This window comes from Stieleria varia, from assembly GCF_038443385.1.
GTDB lineage: Bacteria > Planctomycetota > Planctomycetia > Pirellulales > Pirellulaceae > Stieleria > Stieleria varia.
Genome location: NZ_CP151726.1, coordinates 7,456,477 through 7,482,758 on the forward strand (window position 1 = coordinate 7,456,477; position 26,282 = coordinate 7,482,758).

Here is a 26,282-nt window from a genome sequence, read left to right on the forward strand (position 1 = left end):
GTACTTTTTACGAAGCCATTTCTGGGCGTTGCGGGCGATCCGGGCGGTTGCCTTGTCCGCCACCGGGGCCACCTCGCCCGCCACGGTTTCCGCCGCGTCCGCCACCGAACATCGCGGCCATTCCGGCGCGGTACTCCTCTTGCGAGACCGCTTTGTCGCCGTCTTTGTCCATCTGATCCATGCGATCGGCCATCGGGCTGCCCGCCAGTTCATCGGCCGTCAGCTTGCCGTCTTTGTTGGCGTCACGCTCGTTGAAAATCGCCATCGGATCGAAACGGCCACCGCCACCCGCACCCCCAGGGCCGCGTCCGCCGCCCGGTCCGCCGCCCGGTCCGCCGCCCGGTCCGCCGCCCGGTCCGCCGCCCGGTCCGCCGCCTGGTCCACCTCGGCCACCACCAAATCCTCCGCGCTGCGGCGATTCTTCTGCTTGTGGCTCATCGGCCTTGGTGACGGAGTCCGCCGGGGCAACCTTTTCGTTCTTGTTCGTCACGCAGTACAGATGCTTGGAGCTACGCAAGACCATGCGTCCGTCGCTGATCGCCGGAGTTCCGCCAAAGGATTCGCTTTCTGTGGTGACGCGGTTGACCGCGATCTGTTTGGTCTGGTCGCCCAACTGAAACACAAACATTTGTCCGCTGCCGTTGAGATAGAACAATCGATCACCGACCGCGACGGGTGAGGGATAGTCCAACGAGCCGAAGCGGCCGCCGCCGCGTTGAGCGCCCTCCAAGCGGACTTGATCAAGTTTGTCTCCGCTGGCTGCATCGACCACGGTGACGACACCGTTGGAAACGACGTAAATCTTGGAGTCGTGTTTGACCGGTGTTGCAAAGCTGCCCGTGTCGTTGCCCGTCCAGACGGTTCTGTCGTCACTGATGTCTCCTTTGCCGCCGACATCCACGGCAACGCTGCCGCCGCCGCGTCCGGAGAAGACAAACGCGCGTTGACCGTCCAGGATCACGCTGGAGTGTGCTTGGTCAGCACCGGTCGCATCGGCATACCAACGCAGTTTGCCGGTCTCGGGATCCAGGCCCCAAAGTTCTTTGGCGACACTCATGACAAGGTCCGTTCGTCCATCGTCGACTTGGACCAGGGCCGGTGTGCCCCACATGTTGTCCAGTCCTTGGGCTTCCTGACGCCAGAGTTCTTTGCCGGTCGTTTTGTCCAGGCCCACGATCGCTTGGCTTTCGGCTGCTGCGGTCACGATGACGGTGTCTTTGTGGACGATCGGGCTGGAGGACGAGCCCCATTTCGGCGGATCGGACTCCTTGCCCACATCGGCTTGCCACAACGCGTTGCCGTCAAGATCGAACGCGTGGACGCCGCTCTTGCCAAAGAACGCGTAGACGTTCTTGCCGTCCGACACCGGTGTGTGCGACGCGTAGCCGTGGGCGGTCACGCCGATCCCGGAATAGGGATCCTCCGGCAGTGCTGCGGGGACGTCTTTCTGCCATAGTTTTTCGCCCGTTTGCAAGTCGACACAGACGAGGTGACGAACCAGGTTGTTCATGTCACCTGGGTTTTGCTGGTCCAGTCCGTAGCCCGAGTAGCAGGTCACAAAGACTTTCGAGCCGACGATGATCGGGCTGGAAACGCCCGGGCCGGGCATTTCCGTTTTCCAGGCGAGATTTGCCTCGGGCGACCATTGCGTGGGAATCGAGTCGGTCGAATCCACGACGCCGGCGCCTCCCGGTCCCCGGAACCGGGCCCAATCTTCGGCGTGCAGCAGGTCGGAGGAAACCAAAGCGGCGGTGACCAGAACGGCCAGAAATGAAGCGATCGGCTTGTTGGCCAATCCGCTGGAGAACAGGCGACTCATGACGGAACTCGCATGGAAAAAGAGAGAATGACGGGAGAAGCGATAGACTACCACAACCATTAAACGCCAGTTCGCCGATCGGGTTCCTGTGGTTTGGTGTACTTCGCCAGTGCGGTAGGCAGGGGTGTTCAAAATTTGGCGTTGACATTGTTTTTTCAGTCCATGTTTTTTTCCATGCATCGGAATCAAAGTGAGCCTCAGGCGCTAGCCGTGGGCCGGCACCGCAATCCGCCTCAGGCGCTAGCCGTGGGCCGGCACCGCAATCCGCCTCAGGCCCACGGCTAGCGCCTGAGGCTCACTGGGGGCCACCAGCTGCGCCGGCAGTAGCAACAACGAAGGTAGCCGTCATTAGTTTCCTCCGTTGAGACAAGCTCGGCGGAAGGAGCTTCGCGGAACAAAACATGCAAAACCAAAGTTTTCCTGCTGTCCCGGCTACGCGCGCCGGCGTTGGGCATCTGGTACAGTGGTAGCCTGCCGAGATCCCCTGAAAAGAATACGTCCACGAGATCCATTGAACATGAGCACTACCGTCGAAGCGATGCAAGCCGAAGCCGAAGCGTTTCGCAGTCGTTACACCGAAGTTCGCGAGATGATCGGCCGAGTCATTGTGGGCCACGATGACATCGTCCATGGCGTCCTGACGGCGATGTTGTGCGGCGGCCACTGCTTGCTCGAGGGCGTCCCAGGGCTGGGGAAGACGATGCTGGTGCGGACGTTGGCCGAAGTCATGCATTTGAACTTCAACCGCATTCAATTCACGCCCGACCTGATGCCCGCGGACATTTTGGGCACCAACATGATTGTCGAAGACGACGCGGGGCGGCGGAAGTTTGAGTTTCAAAAGGGGCCTGTTTTCACACAGATCTTGCTTGCCGACGAAATCAACCGCGCCACCCCCAAGACCCAGTCGGCGATGCTGGAGACCATGCAGGAAGGCACGGTGACCGCGGGCGGGCATCGATACACCCTGGACAAGCCATTCTTTGTGCTGGCGACCCAGAACCCGATTGAGCAAGAAGGCACCTACCCGCTGCCCGAAGCCCAGTTGGACCGGTTCCTGTTCAAGCTGGTGGTCGGCTACAGCAACCGAGAAGATTTGAACATCATCGTCGATCGGACCACGCGTGGCGAAAAGGCCGACTTGCATCGGGTGATGGACGGCGAAGAAGTCATCAAGTGGCAGCAATTGGTTCGCGGAGTCATCTTGGCACCGCACGTCCAGGATTATTTGGTGCGTTTGACCATGGCGACGCACCCCGACGGACCTCAATCGGTCGACGCGACCAACAACTACGTCCGCTGGGGCAGCAGCCCACGGGGGGCTCAAACCCTCGCCCTAGCCTCCAAAGTGCGTGCGTTGCTGGAAGGCCGTTACAACGTCAGTTTCGAAGACGTCCGACGGGTCTACTTGCCCGCCATGCGACACCGTGTCCTGCTCAATTTTGAAGCTCAGGCGGAGGGCATCGAAGCCGACAAGGTTTTGCTGGATATCTTGGAAAAAGTGCCGGAAAAAGCGGACTGAACGCAACCGGCAGGGGCGAAGCGAGACGTCAACCCCGGGAGCGATGGGGGATCCGGCTCGTCAATCCTCATTGAATCTTAACCGAATTCGAGGCCCTCTGACGGTCGTCAAAATTGGTGCGTGCTGGTATTTTGCCGGCTTGCTAGCGGTGGGCACCCCAGCCACCGAATAATCGCACCTTCCCCTCGACGACTGAAAGTTTTCGGATGAAACGTTTTCTTGGAAATGGCTTCTTGGCCTGCCTCGTTTGCCTTGTCGCCGTCACAGGCTGTGGGCCAAAGACCACCACCGCGACAACCGATTCGACCACGGCTGAAGCCACGTCCAGTGACCCAGCCGGCAGTGATTCAGCAGGCAGCGGCACGGCAGAAGTGTCGAACATGAGTGGCACGATCAAGATCAACGGCAGCTCGACCGTCGCGCCCATTAGCGATGCTGTTCGGGAGAAATTCATCAAGCAATACCCCAACGTCACAGTCAACGTCGACGGTGCTGGCACGGGCAACGGATTCAAGGACTTTCAAAAGAAAGCCACCGACATCTCCGACGCCTCACGTCCGATCAAACCGGGCGAATTGGACGCATGCCGCGAAAATGGCGTGCAGTTCATCGAGATCCCCGTCGCGTATGACGGACTGACCATCGTCGTGCACCCCGACAACGACTGGGTCAAGACGATGACGATCGAGCAACTCAAGAAGATCTTTGTCGCCGGTTCAGAAGCCAAGAAATGGAGCGATGTCGATGCAGCTTGGCCCGCCGAAGAAATCAACATCTTCGCCCCGGGAACCGGATCGGGAACCTACGACTATTTCCGTGAAGTGGTTGCCGATGGCGAGGGTGAGTCGCTTCGCAACGACATGAACCTGAATGAAGACGACAATATCTTGGTCCAAGGCGTTGCGGGCAACAAATACTCCATCGGTTTCTTTGGCGTCGCCTATTACGAAGAAAGCAAGGACAAGCTCAAGGCGGTTGAAATCGTCAACCCTGAGGACGGGACCGCGTATCTGCCGACCACCGAAAACATCGCCAGCAACAAGTACGCTCCGTTCAGCCGCCCGCTGTTCATCTACGTCAGCACGGCATCGCTGCCTCGCGCCGAAGTGGCGACCTTCGTCGACTTTTACCTGGAGAACGTCTCGGAGTTGTGCGAAAAAGTCGGCTACGTGCGTTTGCCCGAGGAAATTATCGCCAAAGGCCGGGAAAACCTGGACAACGAGGCGATCGGCACCCATTTCGTCGATGCCGAAGGCAACAAGCGAAGTGGCCCCCTGGCAGCCAATTTCAAAGCAGAAAACCTGACCAAGTAGGGGTTTGGCCTTCTGGTCGTTGACAGTCTAATGGCGTGGTGAGATGCCGCTTCCCACGCCATTGTTTTTTTGAGAATCCTGACGCATGTCCGTGCCCAAAGCGCTCCAAAAACGCGAGTTTCGATCGACGGATCTCAGCGTCCTGGTGGAACGCGTGATCGTTTTTATGCTGGCCGCCTGTGCGCTGACGACGGTGCTGATCACCGTGGGCATCATTTACATGCTCGTCAGCGAAAGTGCGGGCTTTTTCAGTAGCGAAGAAGTCACGGTCAAAGGCTTTTTGACCGACACCGAGTGGACGGCATTGCAATCCAGCGAACTGGAGAATGCCAAATTCGGGATCCTGCCGCTGCTCAGCGGAACGCTCCGAGTGACATTCATCGCGATGATCATCGCCCTGCCGCTGGGGTTGATCACCGCAATCTACCTGAGCGAGTTTGCGTCCAAGCGGATTCGGTCGTGGCTCAAGCCGACCTTGGAAATCATCGCGGGGGTCCCCACCGTCGTGCTGGGTTACTTTGCCATCCTGGTCATCAGCCCGTCGCTGCAACTGATCAGCGGCGGCGCGTTCGCCACGTTCAACGCGACCAGCGCGGGAATCGCCGTCGGTATCCTTTGCCTGCCGATGGTCTGCAGCCTTTCCGAGGACGCGATGCGAGCCGTCCCTCGTTCGCTGCGAGAGGGCGCCTACGGTTTGGGGTGCACTTCGTTTGAGACCGCCGTCAAAGTCGTCGTGCCGGCGGCGCTCAGTGGAATCATCTCCGCGTTCCTGTTGGCCTTCAGTCGTGCCATCGGCGAGACGATGGTCGTTGCCTTGGCTGCGGGCACGTTGCCCACGTTGACGGCAGACCCGACGCGTCAAGCACAAACGATGACGGGTTTCATCGTTGAGATGATCAAGAGCGAGAGCGAATACGGCACGGTCCAGTATTACAGTCTGTACGCGGTCGCGATCACCTTGTTCCTGATCACGTTCCTAATGACTTTGGTGGGCCAAATCATTCGACGCCGTTATCAGGAGTCGTATCAGTGAGTAAGGTCAAAGCAAGAGCGGCCGCCAAAGCGAGTACCCCCAAAGCCTTGGCCGAGCCGGATCTGGAGTACCAAGCACGCAACAGCAAGCGACGTGAGGCGACCAGTCGCTGGTTTTACGTGCTGTGTGTCGGCATCGCATTGTTGAGCGTGCTGATTCTGGTCGTTTTGTTGGTCTCGATCGGCTATCAAGGACAATCGCGGTTGCGGCCCAGTTTGCTGACCAACGCACACAGCGAATTGGAAATCGAACAGAGTGGAATGTGGCCTGCGATCCTCGGCTCCCTCGCGGTATGCGGCGTGTGTGCTTTGGCCGCCATGCCGCTGGGAATCGGCACGGCGATCTTCTTGGAAGAGTTCAAACCGACCAACAAGATCGCCCGAATGATTCACGGGTTCGTGCAACTGAATATTTCAAATCTCGCCGGTGTCCCATCGATCGTTTACGGGCTGCTGGGACTGACGGTGTTTGTCTACATGTTCAACGTGTTCGGGCAAATCAAAGTGAACGAGTCCAACGGTTGGGAAATCGTGGGCGCCGAGCATTACTATCAAGTCCTGTCGCTCGAGAGAGGCCAGGTGGTGATGATTCCACAAGCCGATCCCGAGCAGCGGCAGTTGACCGTCACGGAGCCCACCGTCGGTGTCGATGCCGACGGAAACGAAGTATCCATCGCCATATGGGAACCGGGCACGCCCAAACCGACCGATCCGGAAGTTCGCAAACGAACCGTCCGAAAGGGCGCGATCGGCGGGACGATCACGGAGCGCGCCTGGTACTATTTTCGCCTGCCCTTTGACAAAAGCTTCCTGGCTGCGGGGCTCACGCTTGCCCTGGTGATTTTGCCGATCATCATCATCTCCTCCCAAGAAGCATTGCGGAGTGTGTCGCCGTCGCTGCGTGAAGCCTCCTCCGGTTTGGGCGCCACCACATGGCAAACCGTCCGCAACGTTTGTTTGCCCGCGGCCTTGCCCGGCGTGATGACCGGCGCGATCTTGGCCATGGGCCGTGCCATTGGCGAAGCCGCCCCGATCCTGGTGGTCTTGGGAGCTGCGGTTGCCAAAGGAACCGGTCCTCAGAACATGATGGATACGGCCGTGACGATGCCGGTTTTGATTTTCAACTGGTCGGGACGTCAGCAAGACGAATTCAGGGAGCTTGCGGCTGCCGCCATCATCGTGTTGCTGATCATTCTGCTGATCCTAAATTCGGCTGCGATCTACATCCGCCATAAAATGCAACAACATTGATCCTGCCCCTGAGAATCAAATGATGACGAACGATTCAAAACAATCCGACGACACGATACTGGATTCGGGCCGGTCCGCGTCGACTTCGGAAGGCTCCAGCGTCTCCCCGGTGCTGTCCGACGCCGGAAAACAGCCTAAAGATCAGACTGCGGATTCGCGACCGGGCAGCGGCGCCGCTCAGACCCTGATCGAGATTCGAGATTTCAACTCGTGGTATGGTGACTTTCAAGCGATTCATTCGTTGTCGCTGGAGATCCCACGACACCAGGTCACGGCGTTTATCGGCCCCAGCGGTTGCGGCAAGAGCACGCTGCTCAAGTGGATCAATCGGATGAACGACATTGTCCCTGGCGCCACCGCCAAGGGGCACATGCAGATTCGCCAAGACGAGGGACGAGCTGACTTGAACATCTTGGACCCATCGCTTGATGTGGTCTCACTGCGACGGCGGATCGGGATCGTTTTCCAAAAACCCAACCCGTTTCCCAAGAGCATCTACGACAACGTCGCGTTCGGCCCTCGGCTGCACATGAGACTGACGAAGTCTGAGATGGACGAACTGGTCCAATGGTCACTGCAGAAAGCTGCGGTCTGGGAAGAAGTCAAGGATCGGCTGCATGCACCAGCGCTTGGACTCTCCGGCGGTCAGCAGCAACGGCTCTGCATTGCACGTGCCATCGCCGTCGGACCAGAAGTCTTGTTGATGGATGAGCCCTGTAGCGCACTGGACCCCGCCAGTACACTGGCCATCGAAGACTTGATCTTTGAATTGCGTTCACAGTATACCATTGTGATCGTGACGCATAACATGCAACAAGCATCACGTTGCAGCGACAAGACCGCGTTCTTCTTTGAAGGTCGATTGATCGAGTCCGGTGACACGGAAAAGATCTTTACCAAGCCAGAGAACAAACAGACCGACGACTACGTGCGTGGAAAGTTCGGTTAATCAGCCTCGGATAACAACACTCGGACGATACTAGATGTCAAAACATCTTCAGCGCGAATTGGACTTGCTACGTGATCGGCTGTTGCAGCAATTCACGGGCGTCGAACAGATGATCCAGCTCGCGGTCCGGTCTCTGGTCGAACGTAGCATCACGCTCGCCGATCGAGTGATCGAAAGCGATGCCGCGATCGATGCCACGGATATCGAGATCGAAGAAGAATGTTTGAAGCTGTTGGCGCTGCACCAACCGGTTTCCGGAGACATGCGCTGGCTGATCACGGTCGTCAAAGTCAACGCGGAGCTGGAGCGGATGGCCGACATTTCGTGCAACATCGCAGAGCGTGCCAAGGCGTTGGCTTTGTTTCCGCTGTTTCCCGTTCCCGATGAAATGAACGAGATGGTCAACGCCGCCGTCTCGATGGTTCGCAAAGCACTTGATTCATTTGTCGTCGGTGATGCCGATTTGGCGGCCCAAGTGATCGTGATGGACGATCGAGTGGACGCGCTCAACCGCGTGGTGATCGACAAACTGCAAGAAATAATGAAGGACGATCCCGAGCAGATCGAACCCGCCGTCCACTGCTTCAGTGCGTCTCGACACCTGGAACGGATCGCCGACTACGCAGAAAACTTGAGCGAAGAAGTGATCTACTTGGTCGACGGCGAAATCGTCCGACATCAACACGGCGTTCGCCGCGAGCCCAAGTCCAACGGCAACCACGCCTGACGGTTCGCGTTTGAGCGGTTGATGGTGTTCGTTTTCGAATCGGAGACCGTGCGGAAAATTAGTGTCGCGAAATCCACGTAGCAATCATCGCTTCGCGTGATTTTGGCAACGAGAGTGGACACTTATTCTCCAACCCGACCACGAAGTGGTTAAACAACATAGCCTGGGGTCGCAGCGAAGCCAGCGCACCCCGGGTTAGCTCCGATAGCTGCGGAGCAGCGACAGCATACAGCATGGGGTGCCAACCCCATGTTTCTGCAAGCGAGTCCGCCCAGAAGCTGCGGAGCAGCGACAGCATAAAACGTTTGGTGTAGCCCACAGCACGCGGTGGTCCGGATGCAATCTGTCGCCGCTCCGCGGCTTGTTGGCGGCGTCGGGCGGTGTTCACCTGGGGCTCGCGCCCCAGGCTGTATGCTGTCGTCGCATCCGCGACTGAGGGGATTGCTGGGAACGTGAAGAACCGGCGATGATCGCTGCGCTCTATCGCCGGCTACCGTCTGTGACCGCTTCACGGTCATATGCAGATAACCCAGGGCGTCGCTTCGCTTTGCCCTGGGCTTTCTTGTCCATGCCCTTTCAGGGCATACGCGATCAGCTCCTTTTCATCATCTCCCCCAGCTTCATCGGCAGATGACGACAGAAACCTGCGGCACACGGCTCTACCACGTCCCCTGATTTTGCAGCAACACGCTACGCCTCGACCTCCAGCTTCACTTCGATGCATCCGTCGTCGGATTCTCGGACCTCGAACGTCTGCTGCAGTGGTTGCCGATTGACGCATTGAATTCCGGTGGCCAATTCGTATTGCCAGCCGTGCCACGGGCATGTCACACAGCCGTGCGCGACGACGCCTTTGGCCAACGGACCGCCTTGATGGGCACACATCCCGTCGATCGCATGCAACGCCCCGTCGCTGCGAAAAACTGCGATGATGCGGCCTTCCAGGACGATTTCAATCGCCCCGCCCTCGGACAGCTCATCCGATCTTGCGATGTTTCTCCACTCTGACATTGCGATGGTCTCCTCTAGGCCCGTTATCGGTGATTGCCCACTGCGTTACAATCCGTCATACGAATCCAGATTCACTCTCCGCAGGAGCTTTCCCCGTGAATACCCCTTCCCTTTGGTGCGATCGAGCCCCTTGGTGCTATCGAGTCGGAGCGTTCTTGCTTGCGATTTGCTGCACGGCAACGTTCGCCCTCTCATCCGCCGACGCGCAAGAAAAATCCTCCGAAGACCAATCGATCATGAAAGTCACCGAAGTCGAAGGCATCTCAGAATACAAACTGGACAACGGAGTACGCGTCCTGCTCTTTCCCGATGACAGCAAAGACGTCGTGACGGTCAACATGACCGTTTTCGTCGGTTCTCGACACGAGGGCTACGGCGAAGCCGGTATGGCGCACTTGCTGGAGCACATGCTGTTCAAAGGCACGCCGGAGCATCCTGAGGTTCCCAAAGTCTTGCAAGAACGTGGTGCACGATTCAACGGCACGACGTGGGTCGACCGAACCAATTACTACGAAACACTGCCGGCGACCGAAGACAATCTCCGCTTCGCGCTGGAGTTGGAAGCGGACCGACTGATCAATAGCTTCATCAAAGGCGAAGATCTCGAGAGTGAGATGACGGTCGTTCGCAATGAGTTCGAACGAGGCGAAAACTCGCCGTTCCGCATTTTGATGCAACGTATGCAGTCCGCAGCCTATGACTGGCACAACTACGGCCAAAGCACGATCGGAAACCGCAGCGACATCGAGCGAGTGCCCGTGGTCAGCCTGCGACAGTTCTACCGCAAGTACTATCGCTGCGACAACGTGATGCTGATCGTCGCGGGCAAATTCGATCCCGAGAATGCACTGTCGCTCATCCAAGACACCTTCGGAAAACTCACCGCTCCTGATACCCCGATCGACCCGACCTACACCGTCGAACCGCCTCAAGACGGCGAACGTACAGTCGTTCTCCGTCGCGTCGGTGATGTTCAGTTGGCAGGTGCCACATATCACATCCCATCTGGCAGCCATCCCGAATACGCGGCCGCCAAAGTGCTCACGTACGCGTTGGGCGACGAACCGAGCGGACGTCTGTATCAACAGATGGTCGAGACGGAATTGGCCAGCAATGTCTTTGCCTTTGCGTTCGCCTTTGCCGAACCAGGTGTGTTGATGGCGATTGCGGAAATTCCCGAAGAGAAATCGCTGGAGGAAGCTCGTCAGACGCTGATCGATACGATCGAAAAATCCTTCTTGGAGAAACCCGTCACGGATCAAGAAGTCGACCGGGCCGTTCAACAGTTGCTCAAACAACGTGAGTCCGAAGCCGCCGACACCGATCGCTTGGCCGTTTCGCTCAGCGAATGGGCTGCCCAAGGCGATTGGCGTTTGTACTTCTTGTTTCGCGACACGCTGGAAGCTTTGACCGCGGAGGATGTTCAAGCCGTGGCGACGAAATACCTGGTGCGAAACAACCGCACCGTCGGCTTGTTCATTCCCAGCGAAGAAGCACAGCGGGTGTCGATCCCGCCATCGCCTGATTTGGCAGCCAAGCTAAAGGATTACAAGGGACGCGAAGTGGTCCAAGCAGGCGAGATCTTCGACCCCGAGCCCTTGGCGATCGAAGAACGCACTCAGCGAGGCGATTTGGTGGAGGGAGTCCGATACGCACTGCTGCCTAAGAAAACGCGGGGCGAAGTCGTCTCGTTGATGTTGACGCTCAGGTACGGAACCCCGGAAACTCTCCACGGTCGCATGGGCGCGGTCGAATTGATGGGCATGTTGATGTCTCGCGGTACCACGGACCTGAACTACCAGCAACTGCAAGATGAACTGACACGACTGCGTGCGGAACTGTCGATGAACAGCACCAGCGGCCTGCTGCAAGTCACCGTGAAAACCAAACGCGAGTTCTTGCCCGAAGTCATCACGCTCTTGAAGGACCTGTTGCGTCAGCCCCGATTGGATGCCAATGAGCTGGAAATCATCCGTCGCCAGATCGTGACCCAGTTGCAACAGAGCAGCAACGATCCGACCGCCAAGGCCGCACTTCGCGTTCGTCGAGAATTGTCACCCTACGAAAAAGGTGACATTCGTTACGTCCCGACCAACGAAGAAGAGATTGAGATGTACCAAAAAGTCTCGATCGACGAGATTCGCGAGTTGCATCGAGACTTTTTGAGCAGCCAAGCAGGCGAGCTGTCCGTTGTCGGTGATTTCGATGCCGACGACGTCAAACAGAGATTCTCTGACGCGTTGAAGGGCTGGACGACCGAGAATGAGTACGTGCGTGCCGGGCAACCAGCAAACACGGACGTCCCCGGCTCGCTGGAAATGATTGAGACACCCGACAAAGCCAACGCGTTTTTCTACTCGTCCAACCAACTCGATTTGGAGGACACGTCGGATGACTATGCGTCACTCGTGCTTGGCAACTTCATCCTCGGCGGCGGAACACTCAGCAGCCGGCTGGGCGATCGCGTCCGGCAACAAGAAGGCCTTTCCTACGGTGTCCGGAGTGGCGTGACGGCACGTACGAAGGACGGACGCGTGGACTTTACCTTGTACGCCATCACCAATCCGGCCAACATTCAACGGCTGATGACCGTGATCGAAGAAGAGATTTTCAAGCTACGGGAGAGTGGAGTGACCCAGGAGGAACTCGATCGAGCCAAGGGCGCGTACTTGCAAGCCCAACGTGTTTCGAGAACCGACGATGCAACGCTGGTCGCACAATTGCTGGGGACGATCTTCAATGATCGCACCATGCAGTACCGACACGACTTCGAAGAACGCGTCTCGTCGGCGACCGTCGAGTCGGTCAATGAAGCGATCCGCAAGTACATCGATTACAAGAAACTGGTCCAAGCCGCCGCCGGCGACTTCGCGGCCGCCAAAGAAGAGTAACCCGTACGTCAGGCTTTGTACGTCAGGCTTTGTACGTCAGGCTTTGTACGTCAGGCTTTGTACGTCAGGCTTTCTAGCCTGACCTACAGCAATCCGTACGTCAGCCTTTCCAGGCTGACACACAGCGCAATGTCAGGCTAGAAAGCCTGACGTACATTCCCAAACCTACACTAAAGCGAGTTTTCGTAGAAAACGGCGTGGGCGAATTTGTCTTGATAACATTGGCCGCCCACGGCGTTGAACAAGTCGATTGCGATCCGCGCCAGCGAGTACTCCGATTCCACGATGGCTGACTCTGCTTGCTGCAGTTGCGTGTACGCATTGATCACGGTCGTGGCGTCCGTGCGATCGGAATCGAACTGTTGCAGCGTCAACCGCAGCGATTCCGCAGCCTGCTGTTGAGTCTTTCGTAGCTGCGAAAGTTGATCCTGCGTTCGAAAGTACTCCGTCAGTCTCGCTTGCACTTCATCGGCAGCGTAAACCACAGCTTGCTGATAGCCGCCCATCGATTGTTGCAGTGGGGTGCGGAACTGGGAGGCGACTCCCAATTTGCTGTAGGGAGTCACGAATTGCCATGACTGTTGATTGCCCAAATCGATGCTCAAGGCGTTTTCGTCGATTTGACGAAACGCGTCGTCCATCGGCGATTGGCTTGCCGTCGGCGGCGTTGGGGTTGCTCGGATTTCGCCAGTCAACCCGAGGTGTGGATACAGTTCGGCTTCCGGGATTCCCGCTCGCATTCCCAACTGGGTCACCTGCTGCTCGGCGGCGCGGACATCGCAGCGTTGTCGCAAGATTTCGGCCGGCAGACGGTTTTGCAAATCATTCAAGGCGAGTTGCGGTTGGTCAGCCAAACTTTGCACCAACGCGGCCGTCATCGGTTGACCGACCAAATCACGCAGTCGACGAACGGCGGCATCCAACGCTTGGTGGTGCGTGGACGCGTTGGCTGCGCTGGTAGAGAGCAGCACGTTGAATTGATCGACATCCAATCGCCCCACCGAGCCCACTTGCATCCGCACATTGGCGCGTTGCAAGCCTTCGGACTGTCGTTGCTGATTGTCGGAGGTCACGACGAGCATGCGTTGGTGACGGTGTATCTCGGCGGCCAGGATCGCGATTTCAGTCAACAGATCACGGCGTAGCTGAGAAACCTCGTTGGACATCGGCAACGAAACATTGCGTCCCTGACGTGCCTGCGTCAATCGAGCTTGCAAGACACTCGCATTGCCCGCATTGCGAAGCCCCATTTCTTGCAGGACTTGCAAGCTCGGGTTTTGAAACCGCTCCCACGGATGCAGCAGTTGCTGATCGCTGGGCGGCTGAACGGGATGGTAAGCGACTGCGGCAGCATGAAAATGAGATGCTGTGACCGGTGTCGATTGGGCACTCGATGGGGCGGGAACGTACGAAGCGATTCGTTGATTGTGCAACGACGGTGGGCCGGACGAGAACATGTCCGTCGGCGTGGTCGAACATCCAGAGAATGAGAGCGTCGCAAGTGTCAGCGTGGTCGTGGCCAATCGTGCAATGGTTTTGGCGGCACTGGTTTTGGAGGCAAAGTGCGAGGGCAGCCTGCGGCCACGCGTCGATCGCACCCTTGGGTGAGCGTGAGTGTCAGGGTTCAGCGGCATGGTTGAAACTCGGCGAACACGTTGGGGGAACGACGTCTATTCGTTGTTTTCGTCTATCGAGCCCCCTCACAATGCTCATTGCTGTTGCCGCGGTCAGAATCGGCACAGACGTTAAAGTTGACACAGGTCGAGCGGCGGTTCAGTCAGTACCCTCCGCAGTGGACGAGGTCACGAGTCCCGGTAGCGAAAAACCAGTTCGAAAAACCAGTACGGGGACTCGTGACCTCGCCCACTACCGGTGAACTTTTCATCTGCCTCTCGCCCAACGATGCGTTCGCCCGCTTTCACAGCGGCGGTGAGACGCAAGTTGTTGCGGCAAAACGACTTAGGAAGGGCCAGTTGCGGTCTCAAAAGAATGTTTTGGGAAAGTCAAGCGAATCCCGCCCGCAATCACTCGCTTTTGGGCGTGTTTTTCCCCGACAAGCCCCCGACAATCGCTACATCTTGGCGAAATCCCCCGGCTTCAAGCCCTGCCAAGGCCACGAGCCATTGAAACAACGATGGGAGTGGATACCGTGAACAAAACGGTTTTCAGCATCTTGATGTAAACGGCAACGATACCATGCCCGCCAACGATCCTAGTCTGCCCAGCAAGTCCCCTTCGCAGCATTCCGCCGGCAGTCATGCCGCTGAGGAAACCACCGACAATCGCTCCGATGTCGCCCCGAGTTCTGAGCGGCCCCGCGTCGCTCCAATGGACAATTTGGACGTCTTGGTGCTGAACTGGCAGTCAGAGTCGTTCGCCGTGATGGCGATCGATGAACAATTCTTTGTGGTCGAAAGCCGAGAATTGGCCAGTGGATTCAAGGCAAGCGAGCCTGCCAAGCTATATGCAGGGGCGATCATTTCATGCAACGAAGCGTCCGTGCGGGTACGTGATCTACAAGAGCACCACATCCCGGTTCGCTTTTACATCGCCGAAACACACGACGACTTGGTGCGATGTCGATTCGCACCCCAGAGCGATGCCGTCAAGTCCGAGTTGCTGGAACTGCGTCAATCGTTGCATCGACTTGCGATCGACCCCACCGGCGCGGACACCGATTCGACTGAACTCGATGAGGTTTCCGCGACGCCTCTTGTTGCGACAAAGAAAGTCTCAGCAAAGGGCTCCAGCAACCATCCACAGCCGGAACGTATTGTTTCGGTTGGCAAGAAGCATCGTGGAGTGAAACCTGCTTTGGTCGGTGGTGCGTTGTGTGCCACGTGTTTCGCAATTTTTGCCACGGCCAAACCTGCGCCGCAAACCATTTCGTTTCGCGACGTCTCGCTGACATCCCAACACGTCACGGTCAAGTCCACCGCAGGTGGTCGTGTCACCGAGTTGTTGATCCGCCCCGGCGACCACGTCGAACAGGGACAAACGATCGCCAAGGTGCAGTATGCCGTCCATGACGAAGCCTCCGAGACGCTGGCACAACAGATCGCGGATGGCAATCGAGACTTGATCACGATGCAGCAACGATTGGCACGATTGCAAGACGCCTCGCGTGTCGCTCGGCAGAAAGCGATCACGGATCAACGCATCGCCGCCGCCGAATTGGCGAAACTCAATGCGATCGTGGACGAGGGCGAAGCCAAGTTGCGACGGATCGCACCGCTGATTTTCGACGGCAATATCGGCAAAGCCGAGGTGGACGAAATCAAAGCCTCCGTCGCGAAGGCGCGGGCCGAAGCCGAATTGCAACGCGCCGTGGTCGACCAGACGCAGTTGATCGCCCAGGCCGCAGACGACGAGATCTTGGTCACTCCCGAAGGCATCACACCGCTCCGCGAACTGCAAGCCCAGATCGCTCAAACGCGTGCCGACGTGCAACGGATGACGGTCCAGAGAACTCGATCGATCAATCAACCGCTCAACAGCATCGTGGTCGCGACAGCCAGCGGCACGGTCAAATCGGTTGATGTCGCCGTGGGGGAAACGATTGGATTGAACGAGTCCGTCGTAGTGATCGATCAATTGAACACGAGCTGGGCGACTGCCAAGCTGGCTCCCGAGTCAATCGACGCGATCAAAATCGGTCAAGCTGTCTCGGTTCGCGTCGCTGACAGCGATGTCGTCATGGCCGGAACGATCAAGTCATTGGGCGAATCGGTCGATGGTGAAGCGGTACCGGTGACGGTTGCGTTGGAAGAAATCGAATCTGTTCTGGCGGGACGACAACTGTCGGCCGATACTGAGTTGAAAATCACCGTTCCGGTCGAGCAGCCCAGTCGATGGAGCCAGTGGATGCAAAGTCTGAAGTCGCAACCAGAGCAAACCAGTTAGGGAGAACGAGGAAATGAAAGTCCACCAACTGAATCATGTCGCGATTCACGTGGCCGACGTGGCCAAGAGTGTTGAGTTTTATCGGGATGTGTTGAAGTTGCCGCAGATGGATCGCCCCGCCTTCGATTTTCCAGGTGCTTGGTTTCGACTGGGAGTCGATCAAGAATTGCACTTGATCGGAGACCGCGAACTCCCCGTCCATTCACACCATCGCGGCGGCCATTTCGCATTGATCGTGAGCGACCTGGATGCGTGGGAGTCGCATCTGGATGCAATGAACGCAACTCGCTTGGCCCGCAAAACACGCCCCGATGGTGCCCTGCAAACGTTCGTCAGCGACCCCGACGGCCACTGGATCGAACTGTGCGTCCCGCCGGACGATCAATAGCTTGCCCGCCGCTGATCGATAGCGTGTTTGTGTGACACGTGACAGACACCTCCACCAAGGAACTTGGGGGAGGTCGAGCAGAGCCGTTTAGGCGAATGCGAGGGAGGGGGCGGTCTGCGCAAGTCACCGATTGAGATTGATCTACGTTCTGCAGGGCACGCTATCGACTTGGAAAGTCGAGCGACAATGATTCGACTTTCCAAGTCGAAAACGAATCCCTCAAGGAACAGCTCTGCAACACAAGCCTTAACAGACGCAGTTGGCGATTGAAGTTCTTAGGCCTTCTTGATGGCTTCCACCACGGCGGTGCCCATGTCGGCGGGGGTGGGGGCGACGACGATGCCGGCGTCTTCCAACGCAGCGACCTTTTCCGTTGCCGTTCCTTTGCCGCCGCTGATGATCGCGCCGGCGTGGCCCATTCGTTTGCCGGGAGGTGCGGTGCGGCCGGCGATGAAGGCGGCGACCGGTTTGGTGACGTGTTCTTTGACGAACGCCGCGGCTTCTTCTTCCGCCGAGCCACCGATTTCGCCGATCATCAAAATCGCTTCGGTCTCATCGTCTTCTTGAAACAACTTGAACAAATCGATGTAGTTGGTGCCGACGATCGGGTCGCCCCCGAGTCCCACACAAGTGCTTTGGCCGAGGTTCAGACCGCTGGTTTGCCAGACGGCTTCGTAGGTCAGGGTTCCGCTACGGCTCATCACACCGACCTTGCCCTTCTTGTGGATGTAGCCGGGCATGATGCCGATCTTGCATTCGTCTGGCGTGATCAAACCGGGGCAGTTGGGGCCGATCAGGACGGCGTCGCTGGCGCGGACTTTCTCGTAGACGCGGACCATGTCCAAAACCGGCACGCCTTCGGTGATCGCCGCGATGACTTTGATGCCCGCGTCGAGAGCTTCCAGGATCGCGTCGGCGGTGAACGGTGGCGGGACGAAGATCATCGTGGCGTCAGCGCCGGTTTGCTCGACGGCTTCACAAACGGTGTCGAACACCGGAATGCCTTCGACGTCCTGACCACCTTTGCCCGGTGTCACACCGCCGACCATTTGCGTGCCGTAGTCACGACAGCCCAGCGTGTGAAAGGTCCCGGCGTTGCCAGTGATGCCTTGGCAGATGACCTTGGTGTTTTTGTCAATCAGAATGCTCATGATCGATTCGCGATTTATTGAGGGAGCAGCGAGGCTGTGATTGGTTGAGTGAAAGCGATGACAGAAAAACAGTCGCTCAGGCGACTTCGGCAGCAGCGGCGACGATCTTTTTCGCCGCGTCGGTGATGTCGACGGCGGAGATGATGTCGACGTCGCTCTCGGCCAACATCTTGCGTCCTTCCTCCACTTCGGTGCCTTCCAAGCGAACGACCAGAGGCACGGTGAATCCGACGGTCTTGCTGGCTTCGATCAACGCGCCGGCGATCGTGGTGCAGCGAGCGATGCCGCCGAAGATGTTCACCAAGACACCCTTGACGTTGGGGTCCGAAAGCAAGATCCGGAACGCCTCGGTGACTTGCTCTGCATTGGCACCGCCGCCGACGTCGAGGAAGTTGGCCGGTTGTCCGCCGCAGTACTTGATGATGTCCATCGTGGACATGGCCAAGCCGGCACCGTTGACGAGGCAGCCGATGTTGCCTTCGAGTTTGACGTAGCTCAGTCCCGCGTTGCTCGCACGAACTTCGCTCGGCTCTTCTTCGCCCAGGTCACGCAGTTCCAGCAGTTCCTTGTGCCGGAACAGGGCGTTGTTGTCAAAAGTGATCTTGGCGTCCAAGGCGATCATTTGGTCGTCGCCGGTGATGACCAGCGGGTTGATCTCGGCAAGTTCGCAGTCGTAGTCGACGTAGAACCGGCACATGGCGGGCATGAACCGCATCGCCGCTTTGGCTGCATTGCCCGTGATACCGAGTTTCTTGCAAAGCTTGCGGACCTGGAACGCTTCCAGTCCGACCGCGGGGTCAAAGTGTGCTTTGTGAATCAGTTCGGGGGTTTCTTCGGCGACCTTCTCGATCTCCATTCCGCCTTCGGTGCTGACCATCAGCACAGGTTTGGCCGCGGCGCGGTCCAAGACGATGCCGAGGTACAGTTCGCGAGCGATATCACAGCCGGCTTCGACAAAGACTTGGTTGACCGTTTGGCCTTCGGGACCGGTCTGGATTGTGACCAATTTTTTACCCAGCAAGCCTTCCGCCGCCGCGCGAGCTTCGTCGGCTGATTTGGCGAGCACGACGCCCTTTTGGTTGGGGTTGTCGATCACGTTGCCTTTGCCGCGTCCACCCGCGTGGATCTGGGCTTTGACCACCGCGATGGCACCGCCCAGTTTTTCATAAGCCGCTGCGGCTTCGTCGCCCGATCGGGCCACAATGCCTTCAAGAACCGGCACACCGGCTTGGCGAAAGAGCTCTTTGCCTTGATATTCGTGAATCTTCATCGATGATCTGGGACGCTGCGAAGGGTCGGCGATAGAACAGGGGAAAACAGAACGCTTTCCCGAACGCTGCGAATATAAGCCTCGACCGGTAACCTCGGAACCCGTGGATCAACACAATCCTGAGGAGGGCCAAACAGTCCTGAGGATAGATTCATGGAGCCGATTCGGACTTCGGTTCTGCTCGCTGTTACTTTCAACCATCATTCCTGTCTTTCTCACAACGCCATGACTCGCCTGATTCACTTGGACCCCATCGACAATGTGGCGATCGCAACCGAGGGAATCGGTTTGGGCATTACGGCGGTCGTCCGTGACCGAGAGGTGACCAGTCGGACGGCGATCCCGCGAGGGCACAAGATCGCGGTCTGTCGCGTGGAGAAGGGGCAGCCGCTGGTGAAATACGGCCAGCCGATCGGTGTGGCAACCGTTGATATCGAAATCGGCGACCATGTCCATACCCACAACGTTCGCGATCAACACGACGTCAGTAGCGACCTCAGCAGCGTGTCGCCTCCGCCCTTTCCTGAAAGTCAGCGACGTACGTTTCAGGGTTTCAATCGACCGGACGGCCGCGTCGGAACTCGCAACTACGTCGCCGTCATGTCGACGGTCAACTGCAGCGCCACGGTCTGCCATCAAGTCGTTGCCCGGTTCGATGCTCAGCGAATGCAGCGATGGCCGAACGTCGACGGCGTCTTCGCCGCCACGCACACCACCGGCTGCGCGATGCAGTATCACGGCATCAAGCATCAGATGCTCGGTCGCACGATGGCCGGGTACGCCAACCATCCCAACGTCGGCGGTTGCCTGATGATCGGATTGGGATGTGAACAAAACACTGCGGGCTACTTGGCTGAACACCACAACGTGGTCGCATTGTACGCCCCGAGCGGCGAAAAACTGACGCGCGATGACGGCATCGCCATGCTGACGATGCAAACCGAAGGCGGCACGCGGGCGACGATCGACAAAGCAGAGAAGTTGCTGGAGCAGGTGCTGGACCAAGCCGATCGATTTCAACGCAGCGAGACCGATGCCCGGCACCTGATGCTGGCAGTCGAGTGCGGCGGCAGCGATGGTTATTCCGGCTTGACCGCCAATCCCGCCGTCGGCGTCGTTTCGGATCACTTGGTCGCGTGTGGCGGCACGGTCGTGCTCTCGGAGACCACCGAGCTTTATGGTGCCGAGCACTTGTTGGTGCGACGCAGTCGTAACCAAGCGGTCGCGCAGAAACTGCTTGATCGCATCGAGTGGTGGAAAGAATACGTGGCACACTACGGCGGAGAGATCAACAACAACCCTTCGGTGGGCAATAAAGCCGGAGGGTTGACGACGATCACGGAAAAGTCACTCGGTGCGGTTTCCAAGAGTGGCTCCACTGCATTGGAAGCCGTCTACGACTACGCCGAGCGGGTGAACACGTCCGGCTTGGTCGTCATGGACTCGCCGGGTTTTGATCCCGCCAGCGTGACGGGCAAGGTCGCTGGCGGTGCAAATCTGGTGATGTTCACGACCGGTCGCGGCAGTTGCTTTGGCTGCAAGCCGTCACCGGTGATCAAGATCGCGTCCAACTCGATGCTATTTGACGCGATGCGTGAAGACATGGACCTCAACGCGGGCAGCTTGCTCGAGGGCGGCGACTTGCAGTCGCTCGGGGCGGAGTTCTTTGACTACGCGTTGCGAGTCGCCAGTGGGGAGCAAACCGCAAGCGAACGTCAGGGTTTCGGCGACCACGAGTTTGTGCCGTGGACGGTCGGCCCCACCGTCTGAGATGGCAAATGTACGTCAGCCTTTCCAGGCTGACCTACCTCCTAACACGCATTAGACGACGTAGGTCATGCTGTGCATGACGCCATGCGTAAAACGCAATCGAGCCAAGCCGGATGTTACCAAGAGGGGTAGTTCTGGGCTGTTCAAAATTTGGGGTTGTGGCACTATGGCGCTCCGCAAGTTTCTGTCACCTCTCCCGGCGCAGGTGGTGGCCCCCAGTGAGCCTCAGGCGCTAGCCGTGGGCCTGAGGCGGATTGTGGTGCCGGCCCACGGCTAGCGGGCCGTTGATTTAGTGAGTCGCGACGCGTAAGCGGCCGGGCCTACCGCATTGCCCGGTGCCTTACGGCCCACGGCTCACCCTTGCGTTCCCAATTTCGATTAAATCAACAGGCCACTAGCGCCTGAGGCGGATTGTGGTGCCGGCCCACGGCTAGCGCCTGAGGCTCACTCTGATTGCGATGCATGGGGCAAAAACATGGACTGAAAAAACAATGCCAACACCAAATTTTGAACAGCCCCGGGTAGTCCTGGCCACTTACGAGAGCGTACCGTTAGCATGGTCCAGTCTTAGAACGTGAGTTCGGTAGATGAGCCGTTTTGGCGTTAGCCACGGTTTTCGTGACACAACCGTGGCTAACGCCAAAACGGCTAACCCCAAAATCAAGACCGGACGATGCACTAGTCATGCAGAGCATGACCTACGAATCTACTTGGTTGGTACGTCAGCCTGGAAAGGCTGACGTACTTGGCAGGCTAACGATTACTCTTGGTCGCTCTGCTCTGGTTCGCCGCCGCCGCCGAGGAGTGATCCCAAGCTGGGCTCCGATTCCATCTCGGTGGATGCCGATTGGCTCATCGGATGATCCACGGGCGTCGCTGCCCCGAGGAAATCATCTCCGGCTTCGAGCAACGGGAAGCTTTCTTCCAAGCTCTGAACTGGTGCGGTGGCAAGTTCCTCGAGTGCTTCGCGGCGGTAGTTGACCTCCGATTCTTGGAAGATTCGGAATCCGGTACCGGCGGGGATCAAGTGTCCCAGGATCACGTTCTCCTTCAAGCCGACCAAGCGGTCGACCTTGCCGGCCAAGGCGGCTTCCGTCAACACCTTGGTCGTTTCTTGGAACGACGCGGCGCTGATGAAACTGTTGGACTGAACGGCGGCCTTGGTGATCCCCAGCAGCTGAGTACTGGCGGTCGCCGACTTGGGCTTTTTGCCCTTGGCCGGCGTGCCACCTTCGGCTTCGATCTGGGCGTTGATCTGTTCGAACAACTCTTTTGGAATGATCGTGCCTTCGCTGTAATCGCTATCGCCGGGGTTGGCGATCTTGATGCACTTGGCCAACTCCTGGTTGGCACGACGGAACTGGAATCGGTCCATCACCAAACCGGGCAACAGATTGGTGTCACCGGCGTTCTCGATCTTCACCTTGCGAAGCATGCGGGCGATGATGATTTCACAGTGCTTGTCGTTGATCTCAACCTTTTGCGATTGATAAACCTGTTGAATTTCGTGCAGCAAGTACTGCTGAACGGCTTCTTCGCCCGAAACGCGGAGGATGTCGTGGGGGACCAGCGGACCGTCGACGAGCGACTGGCCTGCTTTGACCACGTCTCCGGTGTGCACCAGGAATCGCTTGCCGGTGGGCACCATGTGCTCGCGTTCGATACCCGATTCACTGCGAACCACGATCGTCGTCTTACCGCGTTTTTTCTCGGCCAAGATTTCAACTTCCCCGTCCACCTCTGAGATGATCGCGGGATCCTTGGGCTTTCGAGCTTCAAAGATCTCGGTAACCCGAGGCAGACCGCCGGTGATGTCCGAAACACCACCGCTGTCACGCGGCATTTCGGCCAGCGTCATCCCCGGCTCAACGGTCATTCCGTCGGTACAGGAGATAACGGCCCGTTCGGGCAGGAACTGAACGTCCAGAGCTTTACCGGTGTTGTCTTCAACGACGATCTGCGGGTGCAGGTCACCCTTGTGATCGATGACCAACAATCGGCTCTTGCCGCTGGCATCCCGTTCGGTACGGACGGTTTCGCCTTCGACGACGTCTTCGAATCGAACTTTACCGGCGACCTCCGACAGAATCGGAACCGAGTAAGGATTCCATTGGCAGAGTGTTTCGCCATTGACGACCTTTTGACCGTCTTCGACCAACAGAACCGAACCGCTGGGGATCGGATAGCTTTCGAATTCGCGACCTCGATCGTCGACCAAGGAGATTTCACCGTTACGGGTGAGCACCACCATACGGCCTTCGCTATTCTTGACGGCGCGGATGCGGGTCAAGCGAACTTCACCGGACTTCTTGCTCTTGATGTCTGACTCTTCCATCGTCTTGCTCACGCTACCACCGATGTGGAACGTACGCATGGTCAACTGGGTACCGGGTTCACCAATACTTTGGGCAGCGATGATTCCGACGGCCATGCCTTCTTCCACCATGGCACCGGTGGACATGTCCATTCCGTAGCAGCGGCGGCAAACGCCCAGCGGAGCATCGCAGGTCATGGGCGTACGAACTTGGATCTTTTCCAAGCCCATCAGTTCGATCTTACGAGCGATTTCGGGGGTGATCATTTCGTTTTCGGCCACGACGACTTCGTCGGTCACCGGGTTGACGATCGACTTGCGGCTGACACGACCGTTGATCGAGTCGGCCAAACGGACTTCGACCTTTTCCCCACGATAGACGACACCCTTGGTGATGCCCTGAGTGGTCCCGCAGTTGTCCATCGTGATCACAACGTTCTGTGCCACGTCGGCCAACTTTCGAGTCAGGTAACCGCTGTCGGCGGTCTTCAACGCCGTATCGGCCAAGCCCTTGCGAGCACCGTGCGTGGAGCTGAAGTACTCCAACACCGAGAGGCCTTCGCGGAAGTTTGCCTTGATGGGCGTCTCGATGATCTCCCCGGTCGGCTTGGCCATCAGACCCCGCATACCGGCGAGCTGGCGAATCTGAGCGATACCACCCCGTGCACCGGAGTGACTCATCAAGAACACGGGGTTGATGTACCAGCCGCCTTCGCGGACATCGCTTTCCATCGCCGCCATCATGTCGGTGGTGATCAATTCGCGAGCCTTGGTCCATTCGTCCAGGACCAACTGATAGCGTTCGTCGTCTGCGACTTGACCGCGATCGTACGCCTTCTTCAGTCGCATGACTTCCTTTTCGGCTTCCTTGATGTACTCGGTCTTGGAGTCCGGCGTGACCAAGTCGTCGGTTGCGAAGGACAGACCGCTACGAGTGGATTCGCGGAAACCCATCTGCATCATGTCGTCCAGCAGGTGAATCGTCGCCTTTCGGCCCAGACGCTGATAGCAATCGCTAATCGCACTGGCCAAGTCACCGCTGCGCATCGCGCGGTTATAGAAATCCATCCCGTCGGGCAGCATGTCGTTGAACAACACGCGACCCGGGGTGGTTTCGATGATCGCACCGTACTTCGAATCTTCTTCCTCGGTTTTCAGGCGTTGGTGACGCGGCAGACGCATTTTGATCTTGGCGTGCAAGTCGACGGCTTTTTGCGCGAACGCAAATTCGACTTCTTGGTAGCCGGAGAAGATCATGCCCTCGCCCTTGCGACCGGGCAGCTGGGCCGTCATGTAGTAGCAACCCATCACGATGTCCTGTGAGGGGCTCATGATCGGCTTGCCGTTGGATGGTGCGAACACGTTGTTCGTGCTCATCATCAACGTGTGGGCCTCCACCTGAGCTTCGATCGACAGTGGCAAGTGGACTGCCATCTGGTCACCGTCGAAGTCAGCGTTGAAACCTTTGCAGACCAGCGGGTGCAGGTTGATCGCGTTGCCTTCGACCAGTGTCGGTTCGAACGCTTGGATCCCCATGCGGTGCAGCGTGGGGGCACGGTTGAGCAACACCGGGTGATTGGTGATCACTTGCTCCAGGATATCCCAAACCTCTTCGTCCTTACGCTCCAGCATCTTCTTGGCGGACTTGATCGTGTCGGCGTGGCCGAGTTCCTTCAAGCGGCGGATGATGAACGGTTGGTAGAGTTCCAACGCGATCTTCTTGGGCAGACCGCACTGGTGCAGTTTCAGTCGGGGGCCGACCACAATCACGCTTCGGGCGGAATAGTCGACGCGTTTACCGAGCAGGTTTTCGCGGAAACGTCCCTGCTTGCCCTTGATCATATCGGTCAAGGATTTCAGGGGACGGTTGGACGAGCCGAGCACGGGACGTTTGCAGCGGTTGTTGTCGAACAACGCGTCGACGGACTGCTGCAGCATCCGCTTTTCATTGCGAATGATGACTTCCGGCGCGTTCAAATCGACGAGCTTGCGCAAGCGGTTGTTGCGGTTGATGATCCGGCGATACAGGTCATTCAAATCGCTGGTGGCAAAGTTGCCGCTGTCGAGCAAAACGAGAGGACGCAAGTCGGGTGGAATGACGGGGATGACGTCGAGCACCATCCACTCGGGGCGGTTGTCGCTGTCGCGGATCGCTTCCACGATTTTCAGCCGGTTGATCAAGTCCTTCTTCTTTTGCTTGCTGCCGGTCTCGGCCAAGTCGATACGCAGTTGCTCGGACAATTGAACCAAGTCCAACTGGTTGAGCAGCTTGCGGACCGCTTCGGCACCCATGTCGGCTTCGAAAGACCCCGGGCCGTACTGAGTACGGGCGGCGCGGAACTCTTCTTCGGTCAGCAGTTGTTGGTGCTCCAAGTCGGTCGTGCCTGGATCGACGACGACGTAGTCTTGGAAATAGATGACCTTTTCCAGCGAGCTGGTTTTCATCGCCAACAGGTTGCCCAAGCGTGAGGGCATGGCTTTGAAGAACCAGATGTGTACGACGGGGGCGGCCAGTTCGATGTGGCCCATGCGTTTACGACGTACGCGGCTGTGGGTGACCTTGACGCCGCAGCGGTCGCAGATCATCCCCTTGTACTTCATTCCGCGATACTTGCCGCAGGCGCATTCCCAGTCCTTTTCAGGGCCGAAGATTCGTTCGCAGAACAAGCCGTCTTTTTCGGGGCGGTAGGTTCGGTAGTTGATCGTTTCCGGCTTCTTGACTTCGCCAAACGACCAACTCTTGATGTCCTGGGGACGTGCCAGGGAGATGCGAACGGATGCGTAGTCGTTAATGCGATCGTAGTTGCTGGTTTCGCCAATCGACATATGTGGGCTCCTAGCTATTAGCGGTGAGCAATTAGCTGTGATGGATGACTGTGTGAGAGGGAAGGTGCGGCCAAAGCGTGATCAGGTTCGGCCGCTGATTGAAATCAAGCGGATTGGCGGCGGTCACGTGTGCGTGACGGCCGCC

Annotated in this window: 16 protein-coding genes; 10 read left to right on the forward strand and 6 right to left on the reverse strand. The window is 57.9% G+C overall.

Annotated features, from left to right (window positions below; all coding sequences use genetic code 11):
* Positions 1–7: 7 nt before the first annotated feature.
* Positions 8–1,819 (reverse strand): PQQ-binding-like beta-propeller repeat protein, encoded by a 1,812-nt coding sequence (locus Pla52nx_RS25085; RefSeq protein WP_146520375.1) that lies wholly within the window; start codon positions 1,817–1,819, stop codon positions 8–10.
* Positions 1,820–2,336: 517 nt separating this feature from the next.
* On the opposite strand from Pla52nx_RS25085, the gene Pla52nx_RS25090 reads away from it, so the two are divergent.
* The 6 genes from Pla52nx_RS25090 (at position 2,337) to phoU (ending at position 8,613) form a co-directional block, all read left to right on the forward strand.
* Positions 2,337–3,341, forward strand: coding sequence for an AAA family ATPase (locus tag Pla52nx_RS25090; protein WP_146520374.1), 1,005 nt, complete (start codon positions 2,337–2,339; stop codon positions 3,339–3,341).
* Positions 3,342–3,547: 206 nt separating this feature from the next.
* The gene (locus Pla52nx_RS25095; protein ID WP_146520373.1) at positions 3,548–4,654 is read left to right on the forward strand and encodes a PstS family phosphate ABC transporter substrate-binding protein; all 1,107 of its coding nucleotides are present in this window, start codon (positions 3,548–3,550) and stop codon (positions 4,652–4,654) included.
* 85 nt (positions 4,655–4,739) lie between these two features.
* On the forward strand, positions 4,740–5,687 hold the full coding sequence (pstC, locus tag Pla52nx_RS25100; protein WP_146520372.1) for a phosphate ABC transporter permease subunit PstC: 948 nt from the start codon (positions 4,740–4,742) through the stop codon (positions 5,685–5,687).
* The gene (locus tag Pla52nx_RS25105) at positions 5,684–6,937 is read left to right on the forward strand and encodes a PstA family ABC transporter permease (protein ID WP_146520371.1); all 1,254 of its coding nucleotides are present in this window, start codon (positions 5,684–5,686) and stop codon (positions 6,935–6,937) included. Before pstC ends, Pla52nx_RS25105 begins: the two co-directional genes overlap by 4 nt.
* Before the next feature lie 22 nt (positions 6,938–6,959).
* Entirely contained in the window at positions 6,960–7,886 is a 927-nt protein-coding gene (gene pstB / locus Pla52nx_RS25110) for a phosphate ABC transporter ATP-binding protein PstB (RefSeq protein ID WP_146520498.1), read from the forward strand.
* A gap of 34 nt (positions 7,887–7,920) precedes the next feature.
* The gene (phoU, locus tag Pla52nx_RS25115; protein ID WP_146520370.1) at positions 7,921–8,613 is read left to right on the forward strand and encodes a phosphate signaling complex protein PhoU; all 693 of its coding nucleotides are present in this window, start codon (positions 7,921–7,923) and stop codon (positions 8,611–8,613) included.
* Positions 8,614–9,303: 690 nt separating this feature from the next.
* Here the strand turns inward: phoU and Pla52nx_RS25120 are convergent.
* The gene (locus Pla52nx_RS25120; RefSeq protein ID WP_146520369.1) at positions 9,304–9,624 is read right to left on the reverse strand and encodes a Rieske (2Fe-2S) protein; all 321 of its coding nucleotides are present in this window, start codon (positions 9,622–9,624) and stop codon (positions 9,304–9,306) included.
* Between the two features lie 95 nt (positions 9,625–9,719).
* On the opposite strand from Pla52nx_RS25120, the gene Pla52nx_RS25125 reads away from it, so the two are divergent.
* On the forward strand, positions 9,720–12,515 hold the full coding sequence (locus Pla52nx_RS25125; RefSeq protein ID WP_231742012.1) for a M16 family metallopeptidase: 2,796 nt from the start codon (positions 9,720–9,722) through the stop codon (positions 12,513–12,515).
* Positions 12,516–12,685: 170 nt separating this feature from the next.
* Here Pla52nx_RS25125 and Pla52nx_RS25130 read toward each other — a convergent pair whose 3' ends face one another.
* Complete coding sequence (locus Pla52nx_RS25130) at positions 12,686–14,149, reverse strand: TolC family protein (protein WP_146520368.1); 1,464 nt, start codon at positions 14,147–14,149, stop codon at positions 12,686–12,688.
* 562 nt (positions 14,150–14,711) lie between these two features.
* Between Pla52nx_RS25130 and Pla52nx_RS25135 the strand changes: the two genes are divergently transcribed.
* Positions 14,712–16,418, forward strand: coding sequence for an HlyD family secretion protein (locus tag Pla52nx_RS25135; protein WP_146520367.1), 1,707 nt, complete (start codon positions 14,712–14,714; stop codon positions 16,416–16,418).
* Positions 16,419–16,431: 13 nt separating this feature from the next.
* Positions 16,432–16,806, forward strand: coding sequence for a VOC family protein (locus Pla52nx_RS25140; protein WP_146520366.1), 375 nt, complete (start codon positions 16,432–16,434; stop codon positions 16,804–16,806).
* Positions 16,807–17,081: 275 nt separating this feature from the next.
* On the opposite strand, the gene sucD is transcribed toward Pla52nx_RS25140, so the two are convergent.
* Both sucD and sucC read right to left on the reverse strand, forming a co-directional pair.
* Positions 17,082–17,957, reverse strand: a complete 876-nt coding sequence (sucD, locus tag Pla52nx_RS25145; RefSeq protein ID WP_146520365.1) for a succinate--CoA ligase subunit alpha — start codon at positions 17,955–17,957, stop codon at positions 17,082–17,084.
* 76 nt (positions 17,958–18,033) lie between these two features.
* Entirely contained in the window at positions 18,034–19,227 is a 1,194-nt protein-coding gene (gene sucC / locus Pla52nx_RS25150; protein ID WP_146520364.1) for an ADP-forming succinate--CoA ligase subunit beta, read from the reverse strand.
* Between the two features lie 225 nt (positions 19,228–19,452).
* Here sucC and Pla52nx_RS25155 point away from each other — a divergent pair, with 225 nt between their 5' ends.
* Positions 19,453–20,997 (forward strand): UxaA family hydrolase, encoded by a 1,545-nt coding sequence (locus Pla52nx_RS25155; RefSeq protein ID WP_146520363.1) that lies wholly within the window; start codon positions 19,453–19,455, stop codon positions 20,995–20,997.
* Between the two features lie 760 nt (positions 20,998–21,757).
* Here Pla52nx_RS25155 and rpoC read toward each other — a convergent pair.
* Positions 21,758–26,137, reverse strand: a complete 4,380-nt coding sequence (gene rpoC, locus Pla52nx_RS25160) for a DNA-directed RNA polymerase subunit beta' (protein WP_146520362.1) — start codon at positions 26,135–26,137, stop codon at positions 21,758–21,760.
* Between the last annotated feature and the right edge of the window lie 145 nt (positions 26,138–26,282).